Annotated in this window: 13 protein-coding genes; 4 read left to right on the plus strand and 9 right to left on the minus strand. The window is 65.1% G+C overall.

Annotated features, from left to right (window positions below; genetic code table 11):
• Nucleotides 1-2 precede the first annotated feature (2 nt).
• The 7 genes from NTD88_RS15280 to NTD88_RS15310 all read right to left on the minus strand — a co-directional run bounded on the left by NTD88_RS15280 (nucleotide 3) and on the right by NTD88_RS15310 (nucleotide 7,805).
• Complete coding sequence (locus NTD88_RS15280; RefSeq protein ID WP_262154790.1) at nucleotides 3-1,049, minus strand: WD40/YVTN/BNR-like repeat-containing protein; 1,047 nt, start codon at nucleotides 1,047-1,049, stop codon at nucleotides 3-5.
• Between the two features lie 241 nt (nucleotides 1,050-1,290).
• Complete coding sequence (pepN, locus tag NTD88_RS15285; protein ID WP_262154791.1) at nucleotides 1,291-3,948, minus strand: aminopeptidase N; 2,658 nt, start codon at nucleotides 3,946-3,948, stop codon at nucleotides 1,291-1,293.
• A gap of 13 nt (nucleotides 3,949-3,961) precedes the next feature.
• Nucleotides 3,962-4,792, minus strand: coding sequence for a DUF2797 domain-containing protein (locus NTD88_RS15290; protein ID WP_262154792.1), 831 nt, complete (start codon nucleotides 4,790-4,792; stop codon nucleotides 3,962-3,964).
• Nucleotides 4,789-5,049: a YeaC family protein gene (locus tag NTD88_RS15295; protein WP_095155678.1), complete on the minus strand. Its 261-nt coding sequence runs from the start codon at nucleotides 5,047-5,049 to the stop codon at nucleotides 4,789-4,791. Before NTD88_RS15295 ends, NTD88_RS15290 begins: the two co-directional genes overlap by 4 nt.
• A 13-nt stretch (nucleotides 5,050-5,062) precedes the next feature.
• Nucleotides 5,063-5,947, minus strand: coding sequence for a rhomboid family intramembrane serine protease (locus NTD88_RS15300; RefSeq protein WP_262154793.1), 885 nt, complete (start codon nucleotides 5,945-5,947; stop codon nucleotides 5,063-5,065).
• Entirely contained in the window at nucleotides 5,944-6,915 is a 972-nt protein-coding gene (locus NTD88_RS15305; RefSeq protein ID WP_262154794.1) for a metallophosphoesterase, read from the minus strand. The genes NTD88_RS15300 and NTD88_RS15305 overlap by 4 nt, the downstream gene beginning before the upstream one ends.
• The gene (locus NTD88_RS15310) at nucleotides 6,915-7,805 is read right to left on the minus strand and encodes an NAD(+) kinase (RefSeq protein ID WP_095155675.1); all 891 of its coding nucleotides are present in this window, start codon (nucleotides 7,803-7,805) and stop codon (nucleotides 6,915-6,917) included. Before NTD88_RS15310 ends, NTD88_RS15305 begins: the two co-directional genes overlap by 1 nt.
• Nucleotides 7,806-7,907: 102 nt before the next feature.
• Here NTD88_RS15310 and NTD88_RS15315 point away from each other — a divergent pair, with 102 nt between their 5' ends.
• Together NTD88_RS15315 and NTD88_RS15320 are read left to right on the plus strand one after the other, a co-directional pair.
• Nucleotides 7,908-8,870 carry a DUF1853 family protein gene (locus NTD88_RS15315; RefSeq protein WP_262154795.1) on the plus strand — a complete coding sequence of 321 codons (963 nt, stop codon included), beginning with the start codon at nucleotides 7,908-7,910 and terminating at the stop codon, nucleotides 8,868-8,870.
• A 105-nt stretch (nucleotides 8,871-8,975) separates the two neighbouring features.
• Nucleotides 8,976-9,524 (plus strand): cytochrome b, encoded by a 549-nt coding sequence (locus NTD88_RS15320; RefSeq protein WP_262130960.1) that lies wholly within the window; start codon nucleotides 8,976-8,978, stop codon nucleotides 9,522-9,524.
• Here the strand turns inward: NTD88_RS15320 and NTD88_RS15325 are convergent.
• Nucleotides 9,521-10,411, minus strand: a complete 891-nt coding sequence (locus tag NTD88_RS15325; RefSeq protein WP_262154796.1) for a 1-aminocyclopropane-1-carboxylate deaminase/D-cysteine desulfhydrase — start codon at nucleotides 10,409-10,411, stop codon at nucleotides 9,521-9,523. The two genes, NTD88_RS15320 and NTD88_RS15325, sit on opposite strands and share 4 nt — an antisense overlap.
• A 290-nt stretch (nucleotides 10,412-10,701) precedes the next feature.
• The gene (locus tag NTD88_RS15330; protein WP_262154797.1) at nucleotides 10,702-12,738 is read right to left on the minus strand and encodes an NADPH-dependent 2,4-dienoyl-CoA reductase; all 2,037 of its coding nucleotides are present in this window, start codon (nucleotides 12,736-12,738) and stop codon (nucleotides 10,702-10,704) included.
• A 191-nt stretch (nucleotides 12,739-12,929) separates the two neighbouring features.
• On the opposite strand from NTD88_RS15330, the gene NTD88_RS15335 reads away from it, so the two are divergent.
• Entirely contained in the window at nucleotides 12,930-14,048 is a 1,119-nt protein-coding gene (locus tag NTD88_RS15335; protein ID WP_095155670.1) for a carbon-nitrogen hydrolase family protein, read from the plus strand.
• A 4-nt stretch (nucleotides 14,049-14,052) separates the two neighbouring features.
• Entirely contained in the window at nucleotides 14,053-15,105 is a 1,053-nt protein-coding gene (locus NTD88_RS15340; protein WP_095155669.1) for an AraC family transcriptional regulator, read from the plus strand.
• Nucleotides 15,106-16,100 lie beyond the last annotated feature (995 nt).

A 16,100-nucleotide genomic window follows, 5' to 3' on the forward strand; every position in this document is an offset into this window, starting at 1 on the left:
GGTCATGGTTGCGCCCTCTCGGCACCGGTGGCGGCGGCGAAGTGTGCGCCGCCCTGCCCCACCAGGATCAGATTGCCGTCAGGCAGGCCGCTGGCTCCTGCCAGCGCGAGGCGGTCGGCGCGGTTGAAGACGCTGAAGGTGACGCCATCGTCGCTGCTGCGCAGGACCGTCCCCCCATTGCCCACAAGTACCAGACTGCCATCATCGAGAAGCGTAGCGCTTGAGAGGCCGAATTCGAGCGTCCCGCGTGTGGCTTTCAAGCTGATCTGCTGCCAGGTGTCACCAAAATCGCTGGAGCGGTAAAGGTTTCCGCGCAAACCATAGGCCAGCAGGGTCTGCGGCTGAGCGGTGCTGATCACACCGAAGAACGAGCCCTCGTAGGGGCTTTCGACTTTCTGCCAGGTCTGCCCGACGTCGCCGGAGCGGAACATGGTGCCCTGCTCGCCGACGATGAACAGGCCGGCATCCTTGATCTGGGCGATGCCGTTCAGGTGCAGGCCGTCGGGGTTGTCCAGGCGCTCGCTGATGTCCTGCCAGTGCTGGCCGCCGTCGGTGGTTTCGAGAATCGCGCCGTAGGCGCCAATGGCCACGCCGTGCTGGGTGTCCTGGAACCAGACGTCCAGCAGCGGGGCTTCGCGGGAAAGGTCTTCGAACTGCTTGGTCCAGGTCGCGCCGCCATCGGTGCTGGCGAGGATCTGCGCGTCATGGCCGACCGCCCAGCCATGCTTGTCATCGACAAAGGTGACGGCAGTGAGCAATTGACGGGAAGGCACCTTGGCCTGGGTCCAGGTCGTGCCCTGGTCATCGGAGAACAGAATGTGGCCGCGGTCGCCGACCATCACCAGCCGTGAACCGGCCTTGGCCACGTCCAGCAGCAGACTCTTGTCAGCCTTGGCCGAAACCGTGGACCAGACCTCAGCCTCTGGCGTTGCCGCCTCGACGCTGTTGGTCCATATGCCCATTGCCAGCAGCAAGGCCGCACTGGCGGCCAGTGCCCATGGGCGCGCGCGGAGCGCGTTGCCAGTACCCGTCATCACAGGCTCTGTCATAGATCTGTCCCCCGATTATTGTTATTTGGGTCAATCCATTTGCAGGTACTGCGAAAAACCGTGTTCCAGAGCCCTGCAATAGCTGATGGCCATCCTATCGGGGATTGCGAAGGGCTGACAACGAACGGGACGTTATCTTTTGTTAAGCGCCTTATCGCGAGCAAGCTCGCTCCTACAGGGATTGACGCTGTCCTTGTAGGAGCGAGCTCGTCGGGACGCCGAACCGTCGCGCTGGGTCGGATCAGGCCAGGCTCTTGCTCACCACTTCAAACACATCACTGGACAACTGCCCGGAATCACGGATGCGCTCCAGCTCGCCCTTCATCAGCGCCTGACGCGCCGCGTCGTATTTGCGCCAGCGGGTCAGCGGCGCCAGTTGCCGCGAGGCGATCTGCGGGTTGAGGGCGTTGAGTTCGATGACGATGTCGGCCAGGAAGCGATAGCCGGAACCGTCCGCGGCATGGAAGTTCACCAAGTTCTGCCCGGCGAAGGCTCCGATCAGGGCGCGGATCTTGTTCGGGTTCTTCAGGGTGAACGCCGGGTGTTCCATCAGCGCGCGCACCCGCGCCAGACCGCCCGGCATGGTGCTGCCGGCCTGGACGCTGAACCACTGGTCCATCACCAGCGGGTTGTCCTTGAAGTGGTCGGCGAAGGACGCCAGCGCCTTGGCCCGCTCGGCCTCGAACGGCGAGTTGACCAGCACCGCCAGCGCGGTCAGGCGCTCGGTCATGTTGTCGCAGGCGTCGAACTGTTCCAGGGTCGCTTCCAGCACCTGCGGCTTGCCGCTGAGCATCAGATACGACAGGACGATGTTCTGCAGGCTGCGGCGGGCGAAGTGCTCGGCTTCGGCAACATACGGCGTCTCGCGGGAGACGGCGCGGTTGGCCTGGTAGCGCGACCACAGCGCCTCGAACAGGTGTTCGGCCAGTTGCTGACGAGCAAAATCGCGGGCGGCGTGGATTGCATCGACGTCGGCGACTTCGCTGATTTCGGTGAGGTAGGCCTCGCTCGGCAGCGAGAGCATCTCGGCAACCATGGCCTGGTCGAGCTGGTCATTGCCCAGCACGCTGCCCAGGGCGGTGACCAGACGCTGGTCGAGCACCAGCGCGGCGCCTTGCTGGTGCTGCGCGATCAGTTCCTGCAGGACTTGCACCGACAGTTGCTGGCCCGCTTCCCAGCGGTTGAAGCCGTCGCTGTCGTGCTGCATGAGGAACATCAACTGATCGCGGTCGTACGGGAAGCTCAGCTTGACCGGCGCGCTGAAGCCGCGCAGCAGCGACGGCAGCGGCTTGGCCGCGATACCGACGAAGGTGAAGGTCTGCTCGGCCTCGGTCACCGACAGCACGCGGGAAGTGCCGGCAGCGGCCGCCTCGCCGCTCAGGCGCAGCGGCAGGTCGTTGCCTTCGGCGTCGAGCAGGCCCAGTTCCACCGGGATCACGAACGGCTTTTTCTCGACCTTGTCCGGGGTTTCCGGGCAGCTCTGGCGGAAGGTCAGGCTGTAGGTCCGCGCGGCGGCGTCATACGATTCGCTGACCGCCAGGCGTGGCGTGCCGGCCTGGCTGTACCAGCGCTTGAACTGGGTCAGGTCGACGCCGTTGGCATCTTCCATGGCCTTGATGAAGTCGTCGCAAGTCACCGCCTGGCCATCGTGACGCTCGAAATACAGGTCACTGCCCTTGCGGAAGCCCTCGGCGCCCAGCAGGGTGCGGACCATGCGCACCACTTCCGAACCCTTCTCGTAGACGGTCAGGGTGTAGAAGTTGGAAATCTCGATGAAGCTGTCGGGGCGCACGGCGTGGGCCATCGGGCCAGCGTCTTCGGCGAACTGGTGGGTACGCAGGTAGGCCACGTCTTCAATGCGCTTGACCGTGCGCGAGTTGACGTCGGCGCTGAACTCGGCGTCGCGGAACACCGTGAAGCCTTCCTTGAGCGAGAGCTGGAACCAGTCGCGGCAGGTGACGCGGTTGCCCGACCAGTTATGGAAGTATTCGTGGGCCACCACCGCTTCGACCCGCTGGTGCGCGGCGTCGGTGGCGGTTTCGGCGCGGGCCAGCACGCAACTGGAGTTGAAGATGTTCAGGCCCTTGTTTTCCATGGCGCCCATGTTGAAGTCGTTGACCGCGACGATCATGAAGATGTCCAGGTCGTACTCGCGACCGTACACCTCTTCGTCCCAGCGCATGGACTTCTTCAGGCTGGTCATGGCGTGCTGGCACTTGTCGATGTTTTCCGGCTCGACATAAATGCGCAGGGTCACGTCACGCCCGGACTGGCGGGTGAACTTGTCTTCGACACACCACAAATCGCCCGCCACCAGGGCGAACAGGTACGCGGGTTTCTTGAACGGGTCTTCCCAGGTCGCCCAGTGCCGGCCGTCTTCCTGCGGGCCGCTGCCCACCGGGTTACCGTTGGACAGCAGGACCGGATAGCGGTGCTGCTCGGCGATCACCGTGGTGGTGAACACGCTCATCACATCCGGGCGGTCGAGGTAGTAGGTGATCTTGCGGAAGCCTTCGGCTTCGCACTGGGTGCAGAACATGCCGCTGGACTTGTACAGGCCTTCCAGCGCGGTGTTGCTTTCCGGGTGGATGCGCACGCTGGTGTCGAGGGTGAACTGTTCGGCGCCCGGTTGCAGGGTCAGGTGGCTGTCGCTGAGTTCATAGTCGGCGGCGGTCAGTTCGCGGTCATCGAGAACCACGCTCAGCAGCTCCAGTTGCTGGCCGTCCAGCACCAGCGGCGGCAGACCCGCGCCACGCGCCGGGTTGCGGCGCATGACCAACTGCGCATGGACCAGCGTGTGGTCCTCGAACAGCTCGAAGGTCAGGTGGGTTTCGTCGATCAGGTACTCGGGCGCCTGATAGTCCTTGAGGTAGATCACTTGCGGCTGTTCGGTACGCATGTGGCGGTCCTTTTTACTGATGCACGGCCAGTTGATAGGCCGTGTACTTGCGAATGTTGATCACGCCGGTGTCGAAAATCAGGTACTGGCCCTTGATGCCCAGCAGCGTGCCTTCGGCCACCGGGTTCTTGTCCAGGTTGAAACTGACGATCTTGCTCGGGTAGGCCTCGACCGGATAACGGATTTCCAGCGGCTGGCCATCGTGCAGCGGCTGGATGGCGTGCAGGCCGAAGCGCTCCTGCAAGGCCTTCAGGCCCTCGGCGCAACTGGCGAAGATCTGCTCGCGCACCGCCACCAGGTCCACCGCCTCGGCGTCACCCTTGAGCAGCGCGCGCCAGTTGGTGCGGTCGGCCACCTGGCTGCGCAGCAGGTCTTCCACCAGGCCGGACTGCTGGCGCGTGGCGACCCGCAGGATCGGCAGCGCCTGGCTGGCGCCCTGGTCGAGCCAGCGGGTCGGCAGTTGGGTGGCGCGGGTGATGCCGACCTTGATGCCCGATGAGTTGGCCAGGTACACCACGTGGTCGGTCATGCAGAACTGCTCGCCCCAGGACGGCTCGCGGCAGGTGCCGGCGTCGTAGTGGCAGCGCTCCGGGCTCATGATGCAGACGTCGCACTGCGCCAGTTTGGTCATGCATGGGTAGCAATAGCCCTGGCTGAAGCTGGTCTTGGTCTTGCGTCCGCAATGGCTGCAGTGGATGGCGCCCAGGTATTCGAGGCGCACGGTCTGGCCGAGCATGGGGTTGACCGGAACTTCCACGTCATCGAGGCGGAAAGCGTATTGCACGACCGGCGTCTCGAGACGCGCGGTCATTTTGCGAATGGAACCACGGCCGACTTCGATCAATGGATCGCATCCGACTTGAACAGGATGTTCGGCACGGTGATGGACTTCGACGCGCATTCCTGCGGGCCCATGTAGCCGGTGCGCTGCTCTTCGGGCAGGTTCTGGATTTCCCAGGCGATGACCGCCTGCAACGACAGCTCGCGCTGCTCGGCGGTGAGCTTGCGGCCATCGGACCATTTGCCGATTTCCACGGCCAGCTTCAGGCTCTCGTAGATTTCCGGGGTGATGTTTTCGATCATTTGCGCAAAAGTGGACATAGCGTCTCCCAAATCAAGCGGTCAGTTTACGCCGGGCCAGCGCCCCGCCCAAGAGCCCGCTCAGGCATCCGACCAACAACCCACCCACGTGGGCGGCGTTGGCGATCTGGCCGAAACCGAGCAGGGTAATGAATCCGGTCAGGCACAGCAGCAACCAGATCAGCATCATCGCCACCGTGCCTCGGGGCAGGCGGAACGTCGCGTCGGGGGCCAGCCACTGATACAGCCAGACATGCCCGAGCAAGCCATACAGCACGCCCGACAACCCGCCGAACAGGCTCGCGCCTTCGAACAGGTATTGCGCCGCGTTGGACACCAGGCCGAACAACAGGGTGAGGCCGAGCAAGACCCAGCGCCCTTGTCGCTGCTCGACGCGCCGGCCCAGTTCCAGATACCAGAGGCCGTTCATCGCCAGGTGGAGAATGCTGAAATGCACCAGCATCGGGGTGATCAGGCGCCACCACTGGCCGGCCTGAAGGCTGACGTCCAGCGGGGTGAAGTAGATGAAGTCGCCATTGACATGGAAGTCGAGGAAGGTCAGCCAGCGCAGGCTCGCGAGGTTGTCGCCCAGTCCGGTGACGACGGCCACCAGCACGCTCAGCAGCAGCACCGCGGCGGTGGCCTTGCTGTTGCGCAGTTGCTCGACGAAACCAGGGCGCGGCGGTCTGGCGGGCGGCGTCGGCAATGGCTCGGCGCGCTGCACTTCGCCATTGGGGTCGCCTTCGGGGTAGTGCTGGTACAGCGTGCGGATCTGCTCGGCCATGGGCTCCGCGACCCACAACACCTGCTCGTCGCCTTCGACGGAAACCCGGTGCCACACCTGAAGGCGCTGCAGCATCTCGACGAAACCGCTCAGGTCGATGTTCAACGGCAGACGCAGCACCTGAACCACATTCATTGGCTGGCCTCCGGCCGTTCCACGTCGACCCAGACGAACTTGCGCGGGTCGATCCGGGTTTCATCGTCCAGCCGGTACGCCACCAGCTTTCCGTACAACACGGCACTGTAGTCGAGGCAGGCCAGGTTGGCGCGGATCGGCGCCGGCTTGCCGCTGCGCCAGTAATGCCCGACGAACAGCATCGGCTCGTCCTCGGCGTAGCGCAGCAAGGCGTTTTTCTGGCTGCGGCTGAGCGGCGCGCTAGCGACCGCATCCGGTAGCGCATCGGGCTGGAACACGATATCGCCGTAGGTTTGCGGGTCTTCTTCCCAGAACTTGGTGCGGAAGAACGCCCGCGTCAGGCCATCGCCACCGGTCAGGGTCAGGCCGTCCGGCAGGCGCATGTCGGTGCCGCGCAGCAGGCGGTTGCACACCAGGTGGGCGAAGCTGTCGGGCTCCGCCGAGGCCTGGACGAAGGCCTGATCGATCACGCCAGCCGGGTGTTGCTGGCGCAGGGCGTCGATCAGGCGAGCGTCCCAGCATGCATGCACCAGGCGGAAACGCCCGGCATCGATGAACAGCGGCAACTGGTAGAACCAGCCGAGGAAGTCGTGCCAGTCACCGGGATGGTGGTCGAACTGCGTCAGGGTTTCATCGATCAGCCGGGCATGGCGCGGCGTGTGCTCGCGAACCCAGGTTTTGCCGGTGCCGGGCGCCGCCGGGGTGGTCCAGCCGAGGGCGTTGTATTCATGGTTGCCCATGATGCAATGGGCCTGCCCGGCCTCGACCATGTCGTGGACGATGTGCAGGGCCTCGCGGATTCGCGGGCCGCGGTCGATGATGTCGCCGAGAAACAGTGCCTGACGCTGGGCATGCCGCCACACGCCGCCCAGCCGCTTGTAGCCGAGCGCGTCGAGCAAGCGTTCGAGGGTGTGGGCACATCCGTGTACATCGCCGATCAGGTCGAAACTGCGCGCTGGATCGAGCATCAGTCGCCTCCACCACCCAGACGGCTGCCCCAGCCGAGCTTGGTCCGGCAGACCTCGTAATAGTTGTGGTCCAGCGGATGGATCAGGCGCAGTTTCTGCGGTTTCTTGTTCACCGTGATGGTGTCGCCGGGGGCACAGGTGAAGTGGTTCTGGCCGTCACAGGAGACTTGCGGATAGATCTGCAGGTCCTGGGAGACAACGATTTTCAGCTCGCTGTTGCCATCCACCACGATCGGCCGCCCGGACAAGGTGTGCGGGTACATCGGCACGATGACGATAGCGTCGAGCTTGGGGTGCATGATCGGCCCGCCCGCCGACAGCGCGTAGGCGGTGGAACCGGTGGGGGTGGCGACGATCAGGCCGTCGGCCTTCTGGCTGCAGACGAACTGGCCGTCGATGTAGATCTCGAATTCGATCATCCGGGTCGATTTGCCCGGGTGCAGGACCACGTCGTTGAGCGCATCGCCCTGGCCGATGGCCTCGCCGTGACGGCGCACTTCGGCCTGGAGCAGGAAGCGGTTCTCGACCAGGTAATGACCGTCAAGGACTTCGGCGACCTTCACTTCCAGCTCATCGGGCCGGATATCGGTGAGGAAGCCCAGGCTGCCGCGGTTGATCCCCAGCACCGGAATATTGTGTCGCGCCAGAGCACGCGCGGCGCCGAGCAGGCTGCCGTCGCCGCCGACGACGATGACCAGGTCGCAGACCTCGCCCAGCAGCTTGCGCGAAGACGTCTGCAGGCCGTGGCCCGGCAGGACTTCGGCGATGGTGTCCTCGAGAATGACGTGCAGGTGCCGGTTCAGCAGGAATTTTTTCAGGCGGCGAATGGTATCGAGCACCTGGGAGCTGCCGAGGCGACCGATGATACCGATATTGCGAAATTGCTCCATGGGGCTCCTGCAAGGCTCTGCGGCGGTAAAAGGGCACGGCGGCCAAAGGCCCGATTATGGGCGAAAGCGCCGGCCAGCGGCAAACGGGGCTATGCTCGCTGGATGAATCCGTTCGCCGCCCTGCACGACCTGCCCCGCCACCTGCGCCAGCCTGCGGTCCGCGACCTGGCCTGGGCGCTGCTGTCGCCGCCGCTGCTGGAAACCGCGCCTTGGCCGCAGCGCCATCCCCTCAGCGGCAGCGACTGGCGCGAAGACCCGGACGGCCTGCGCGACTGGCTGCTGCGCCTCGACCTCGATCCAGCGCCGCTGCTGGCCTGGCTGGCGCGCTCGGTCAGCCGGCGGCTGGGGCTGTATTACGAGCGGCTCTGGCAGTTCGCCCTGACCCAGGCGCCCGGCGTGGAGTTGCTGGCCGCCAACCTGCCGATCCGCCAGGGTGGGCACACCCTCGGTGAACTGGACATCCTGCTGCGCGACCGCGAAGGCGTGCATCACCTTGAACTGGCGATCAAGTTCTACCTCGGCCCCGGCAACGGCGACGGCGTCGACCCGGCGCACTGGCTCGGCCCCGGCTGCCACGACCGACTGGACCGCAAACTGAGCCACCTGGCCGAACACCAACTGCCGATCTCGGCCCGCGCGGAAAGCCGCGACGCCCTCGCGAGTCTTGGCCTGGATCAGGTGCAGGCGCGCTTGTGGCTGGGCGGTTACTTCCTCTATCCCTGGCCCGCCCACGCCGACTCTCCCCACGGCGCGCACCCGCAGCACCTGCGCGGACGCTGGCTGCATCAGCGTGACTGGCCGGCATTCCACGCCAGCCACGCCGACGGGCGCTGGCAACTGCTGCCCCGCCAGGCATGGCTGGGGCCGGCCCGGGTTGCGACGGAAGAACTGTGGAGCGAGGAGCGCCTCCAGCTCTGGCTCGCGGCCCTTGACCCATTGGCCCAAGCCCAGTTGCTGGTGCGCCTGGAGCCGGGGGACGACGGTGACTGGCAGGAAGCCGAGCGTTTGTTCCTGGTTGCGGATCGCTGGCCCGACCTGCCCGAAACCTTGACCCAGACGCCTTGACCACGGTTTTATTTGCCGACTTCGCCTATCGCAATGCCGCGCAGCGATTAGAGTTGAAGATCAGCGCCAGCAAGAGCGCACTCCCTGACCTGACGAGGAACTCCCATGACCCTGACCAATACGCGAGAGCGCTACGGCAGCCTGTCCATCGCCCTGCACTGGCTGATGCTGGTGCTGCTGGCCGCGGTGTACGCCTGCATCGAATTACGCGGCCTGTTCCCCAAGGACAGCGCCGAGCGGGAACTGATGAAAACCCTGCACTTCATGCTCGGCCTGACCGTGTTCGTGCTGGTCTGGTTGCGGCTGGCCCTGCGGCTGATCCGCCCGACACCGCGCATCATCCCCGCCCCGCCCGCCTGGCAGACCGGCCTGGCGCACCTGCTGCACGCGGTGCTGTACGCGCTGATGATCGGCTTGCCGCTGGCCGGCTGGACCATCCTCAGCGCCGCCGACAAGCCGATCCCCTTCTATGGCCTCGACCTGCCCGCGCTGGTGGCGCCGGACAAGGACCTGGCGCGCTTCGTCAAAGGCTGGCATGAGTGGTTTGGCGCGCTGGGCTACTGGCTGGTGGGGCTGCACGCGGTGGCCGGGCTGTATCACCACTATGTGCGCAAGGACAATACGTTGCAGCGGATGCTGCCGGCCAAGGACTAGGCGAAACCGCGTCGGCCCTGCAACCCGCCAGTGTGGACAACGATCAACCGGGTGCCCGCGTCAAAGGCCCCGGTTTCCACCCGCTGCTTCAGCGCCAGCAGCGCTTTTCCGGTGTATACCGGCTCCAGCGGCACGCCAGACCCGGCCTCGCTTTGATCGATGAAGGCCAATAATTCATCGTCAACCTTGGCGAAGCCGCCGCGGCTGGCGTCGTGCAGGTGATAGCCGGCGAGGCTGCCGGTCAATGCCGGCACGCCCTCCTCCACGCCATATCCCGCTGGTACGGCCAGAGCGCCATGCACCGGATGAGCACCCTCTTCCGCCAGCACCAACCCGGCCAGGGTGGTGCCGGTACCGACCGCCAGCCACCAGGCGTCGTAGTCGCTCCAGCCGAGTGCCGGCAATTGCGCCCGTGCCTGCTCGACGATAAGCGCGCAGCCACTGGCGCCCACTACACCGCCGCCGCCCTCCGGCACACAATGCCAGCCGGGGTAGCGCGCTTGCCAGGGAAGCCAGAAGTCCGGTTCGTTGCGGGCGCGATAGCCGCCATAACCGAGCCAATGCAACTGCATGCCGAATGCTTCGAGGTCACGGGTGGTGGGGGTGTCTTGCGGGTGACCGCGCAGCAGGCCGGCAGTGGCGAAGCCGAAACGCTGACCGGCTGCGGCCAGGGCGTGAAGGTGATTGGAGTGATTGCCGCCGAGGCTGATGATCCCCGGGGCGCCGCTGCTGCGGGCGATTCGCAGGTGTTCGAGCAGCTTGAACCACTTGTTGCCGCTGATCATGGGGTCGATCAGGTCGAGGCGCAGGACGGCGGCCTGGATACCGGCTTTGGTTATCCAGGGCAGAGAAAGAAGTTGTAGAGGAGCTTGGGGGAGATTGAGCATGCCGCCGATTCTACAGGCGGCATCTGCCGCGAGGGAGCAACTGTGTTGCTCGAAATCTGAACGTTTGCTCGCGCCCCTGTGGGAGTGGCCTCAGCCGCGAACGGCGGCGAAGCCGTCGTAAAACCTGAATCCCCGGGCAGGCTGATACACCTCGGATACCGGTTTTGTGGCCGCTGCGCGGCCAATCGCGGCTCAAGCCGCTCCTACAAGGTCTTGTGTCAGGCGATAAGCCCGTGCATGACTGCGGATGGGAGCGGCACCCGGCCAACTCCCACAGGGCAAGCTACCCGTCAGAGCTCAGCGGCCAACCGCGAACCCTGGTTGATCGCGCGTTTGGCATCCAGCTCCGCCGCCACGTCCGCGCCGCCGATCAGGTGCACCGACTGCCCCGCTGCCACCAGGCCGTCATGCAGTTCCCGCAGCGGATCCTGCCCAGCGCAGATAACCACGTTATCCACCGGCAGCACCTGCGGCTCACCTTCGCCAATGCGGATGTGCAGGCCGGCATCATCGATCCCCAGATAATCAACGCTGTTGAGCATCTGCACCTGCTTGTTCTTCAACCCGGTACGGTGAATCCAGCCGGTGGTCTTGCCGAGACCGTCGCCGACCTTGGTTTTCTTGCGTTGCAGCAGGTACACCTGGCGCGCCGGCGCATGCGGCGCGGGCTTGATTCCGGCGACACCGCCGCGGGCTTCCAGGCCGGTATCGATGCCCCATTCCTTCCAGAACGCTTCGCGGTCCTGGCTGGTGGCAACGCCCTCGTGAACGAGGAATTCGGAGACGTCGAAGCCGATGCCGCCTGCGCCGATCACCGCTACGCGCTGCCCCACCGGTTTGCGCTCCAGCAGCACGTCGAGGTAGTTCATCACCTTGGGATGGTCAACGCCGGGAATGGCCGGCAGACGCGGGACGATGCCGGTGGCGAGGATGATTTCGTCGTAGCCGCCGGCCGCCAGTTGCGCCGCGTCGACCCGGGTGTTCAGGCACAGCTCGACGCCGGTGGTCTGCAATTTGCGACCGAAGTAGCGCAGGGTCTCGTAGAACTCTTCCTTGCCCGGCACGCGCTTGGCGACGTTGAACTGCCCGCCGATCTGGCCGGCGGCATCGAACAGCACCACTTGATGGCCGCGCTCGGCCGCCACGGTCGCCGCCGCCAGGCCCGCCGGGCCGGCGCCGACCACGGCAATGCGCTTGACCCGGGTCACCGGCAGGTAATTGAGCTCGGTTTCATGGCAGGCCCGCGGGTTGACCAGGCAAGTGGTCAGTTTGCCGCCGAAGGTGTGGTCCAGGCAGGCCTGGTTGCAGCCGATGCAGGTGTTGATTTCATCGCCGCGTCCCGCCGCCGCCTTGTTGACGAACTCCGGGTCGGCCAGGAACGGCCGGGCCATCGAGACCATGTCGGCATCGCCCTCGGCCAGCACTTGCTCGGCAACTTCCGGGGTGTTGATGCGGTTGGTGGTGATCAGCGGAATCTTCACCGCGCCACGCAGCTTGGCGGTGACCTTGCTGAAGGCCGCGCGCGGCACTTTGGTGGCGATGGTCGGGATACGCGCTTCGTGCCAGCCGATACCGGTGTTGATAATCGTGGCACCGGCCTGTTCGACGGCCTGGGCCAGTTGCACGATTTCTTGCCAGTTGCTGCCGCCTTCCACCAGGTCGAGCATCGACAGGCGGAAGATGATGATGAAATTCGGGCCTACCGCCTCGCGCACACGGCGGACGATCTCCACCGCCAGGCGCATGCGGTTCTCGTAGCTGCCACCCCAGCGGTCGGTGCGGTGGTTGGTGTGGGCGGCGAGGAACTGGTTGATGAAGTAGCCTTCCGATCCCATGATCTCGACGCCGTCGTAGCCGGCGCTCTGCGCCAGTTGCGCGCAGTTGACGAAGTCGGCGATCTGCTTCTCGATGCCCTCTTCGTCCAGCTCCTTGGGCTTGAACGGGTTGATCGGCGCCTGGATGGCGCTCGGCGCGACCTGCTTGGGGCTGTAGGCGTAGCGGCCGGCGTGGAGGATCTGCAGGCAGATCTTGCCGCCCGCCTCGTGCACCGCCTCGGTGACGATGCGGTGTTTCTCGGCTTCTTCCGGGGTGCTCAGCTTGGCCGCGCCGGAATACACGCCGCCTTCCACGTTAGGGCCGATGCCGCCGGTCACCATCAGGCCGACGCCGCCACGGGCGCGCTCGGCGAAATAGGCCGCCATGCGCTCGAAACCATCGGGCTTTTCTTCAAGGCCGGTGTGCATCGAGCCCATCAGGGTGCGGTTACGCAGGGTGGTGAAGCCGAGGTCCAGAGGAGCGAGCAGGTGCGGGTAGTGAGCGGCGGTCATGGTGGTCTCCACAAGCAAATCACGGAATGCAGGGCCTCGTCGTGCGAACCGCGGGCCCTGTCGGTTTGTATGGAGCCGACATTAAAGGGCACCCCGTCGGCGCTCAATGACCGAAAGTGACAAGTTATTGATCCAACTGCACCGGGGCGACTAACCTAGTGTCCGAATTCTTACCCGGCCTTGTCCGCCACATGCGAAAACTTCTGTCAGGCGCGCTGGCGCTTGTTCTCCTCGCCGCCCTTGGCGGTTATCTGATCTGGGCCGAGCAGCGCCCGGAGGGTCATTACCTGTCCGATCTGCGGATCGAGCTGGCGCTGAGCGAAGGCATCCCCAGCGGCCAGGGCAACCTGCTCGGCATCGAGCCGCTGCTCTACCCCGGTGATTACCAGAACCTCACCCGCCTGCACCGCAAGCTCGCCGCCTATCTGGAGCAAGCGCGGGTCCAGGGCCTGGTCAATGAGCGCACCGTGGTGATCCTGCCCGAGCACATCGGCACCTGGCTCTGGGCCCGTGGCGAGAAAAAAGAGATGTACCAGGTCACCCACCTGCGCGAGGCGCGCCAGTGGCTGGAACTGAGCAACCCGCTGCGCTACGGCCTGGCAATGGTCGCGGCGCAAGGCGACGACCGCCGCGCCGACGCCCACCTGCGGATGAAGGCCGGGCAGATGGCCGCCGATTACCAGCAACTGTTCGGCGGGTTGGCCAAGGAATTCGGCGTGACACTGGTAGCCGGTTCCATCGTGCTACCCGAACCGTACCTGGACCACGGCATCCTGCGTGCCGGTTCCGGCGCCCTGTACAACAGCAGCCTGGTGTTTGCCGGCGACGGTTCCGTACTCGGCCAGCCGCAACGCCAGCAGTACCCGGACAGCAGCACCCGGCGCTTTATCCGGCCGGGCACCGCGTACCCACCGCAAGTCCTGGACACCCCGGCCGGGCGCCTCGGCGTACTGGTCGGCAGCGATGCCTGGTACCCATCCAACTACCAGCAACTGGCGGGCCAGCACGCGCAGATCATCGCCAACCCGGCGTTCGTCGATGGCAGGGGCGTTTGGGCCGGGCCCTGGCGCGGCAACCGCCATCAACCGCTGGCCGCTGACCTGAGCCTCAAGCCGGGCGAAGTCAGCGAGGATCAGGCCTGGTATCGCCTGAGTTCCGACGGCGTACCGGCCGGAGTCGCCAGCCTGAGCGTGTTCCTCCGTGGGCAGTTCTGGGAAGTCCGTGGCGAAGGCCTGGGCTTCGCCAACCTCAATGGCCTTCACCACGCCAGCGCCAGCCATGGCGCGCGGCTGCTGAACCTGTGGCTGTAGGTCCGTGAGCCGGCCACGGGTACGTCTGGGTGACCTTTCGGTCGGCTTTATCCAGAACCTGGAACAGGCCCTGGCCGAACGCGGCCAGGACCCTGCGCCGTTGCTGGAGCGCTATGGCCTGACCCCGCAACGTCTGGCCGAACCCGGCGCACGGCTGTCGATTCCGCGCTACATGCACCTCGGCCACGCCGCCATCGAACAATCCCGCGAGCCGGCGCTGGGTCTGCACATGGGACGCCTGAGCCGGCTGGGCCAGGCGGGCCTGGCCGGCGTGACTGCGGCCCAGGCGCCCAACGTGGGCGAAGCGGCGCGCACATTGCTGCGCTTCGAACCGCTGTACGCGGCCAACTACCGCGGTCAGTCGAGTTTCGAGGAAGACCGTCATGGCGCCTGGCTGCGCTTCTATTCCATCAGCCCGTACAACGCCTACAACCGCTTTGTGGTGGATTCGCTGCTGTCCGGCTGGCTGGCGCAACTTTCGGGCCTGGCCGGCCAGCCGCTGCAGGCCGAGCGGATCGAAATCGAGTTTGATGCCCCGGCCTACGCCGAGAGCTATCAAGCACTCAGCCTGGCGCCGGTGCAGTTTGGCGCCCAGACCAACCAGTTGCGCTTGAGCCGCGCGGTTCTGGACCTGCGCAACCCCGCGCATTGCCCCAGCACCTGGCAGCACCTGCTGCAACTCTGCGAGCAGGAACTGCTGGAGCGCACCCGCATCCGCAGCCTCGGCGAGCGCATCGCCCATTTGCTCGGGCCGCTGCTCAACGGCGGGCGGGAGCCGGACCTGGAAGAAGTGGCGCGGCGCCTGCAACTGCCAACCTGGACACTACGGCGCAAGCTCGCCGAAGAAGGCACTCAGTTCCGCGCCATTCTCAACGACACCCGTCGGGACCTGGCCATGAGTTATATCCGCGACACCGAGCTGGCGTTTGGCGAGATTGCTTATCTGCTGGGGTTTGCTTCGGCGGAGGCGTTTCAGCGGGCGTTCAAGCGCTGGAGCGGGGTGACACCGGGGGAGTTTCGGCGGAGTCAGCGGCGGTCGGAAAAGATCAGCGTCTGACGGTTTGGTTTGTGGACTTATCAGATCGAGCGCCGCCCGCGCGGCGCATCGCGACGGTTCGGCGCCCCGACAAGCTCGCTCCTACATCGGTTGCAACGCACCATGGCCTGTGGGATTGGCGTTGCCGCCCTTGGTGCATCGCTGGAAAGCGCGGGGGGCTAAGGCGTCAGCCTCGAAATCGAGCCGAACCACCAAGGCGGTCACCATGGCCTGACAGACATAGGCACGTTGCAACCTATTGTAGGAGCGAGCTTGCTCGCGATGCGCCGCGCGGGCGGCGCTCGATCTTGAGAGCGCTGAAAAACTGTCGACATGCGCCTGGTCGCCATTACTCGGCTTCCTGACTGGCGCTTCATGGTCTTCATACAGCACAAGATATGTAGATACCGATACAGCGATGGTGGTGGTGAAATCGCCGACGTTATCGCTACGGTTCGCCCTCCCCCCGACAAGCTAACTCCCACAAGGCCCGCAGCCTCGCCCCATCGAATGGATCAGCTTGCTGTTCCCACCCCCAAGGCTCGCTCCACTACTCCGCGACACAAATAAAAAAAGGCCAGTGCAAAAACACTGGCCCTTTCATTTCAATCCCCGCGTCATACAACTCAGGACGCTGTTCAAAGCTCGGTAGCATCATCGGCTGGCTCTGGTGGATCCAGCTCCAATGCCTGGTATTCGAGAAGTTCTTCCTGGTAATCGTCCATTTTCACCTGCTCCGTTTCGGTCTGTTCATCTCTGATTCAAGGTTCACCCTAAAGTGCACCGGTGAAGGAAAAATGACAACATCGTGTAGGAAAATAAACGTAGCAGGTGTTACAGGATTTATCCCGCGGACTAGAGCGCCGCGGGCGTTTCGCCGCTGGTCGGGATTTGTGGCGTTTCCGAGGTCGGTACGCTGCTGGCCGGCGCCGCAGGTTCGGTCACTGCTGGAGTGGCAACCGGCTCGGCGCTGATCGGCGCGGCCTCGGCGGGCGGCGCGATGGGCTGGGAGCCTT

The organism is Pseudomonas sp. 20P_3.2_Bac5 (assembly GCF_025466035.1).
Classification (GTDB): Bacteria; Pseudomonadota; Gammaproteobacteria; order Pseudomonadales; family Pseudomonadaceae; genus Aquipseudomonas.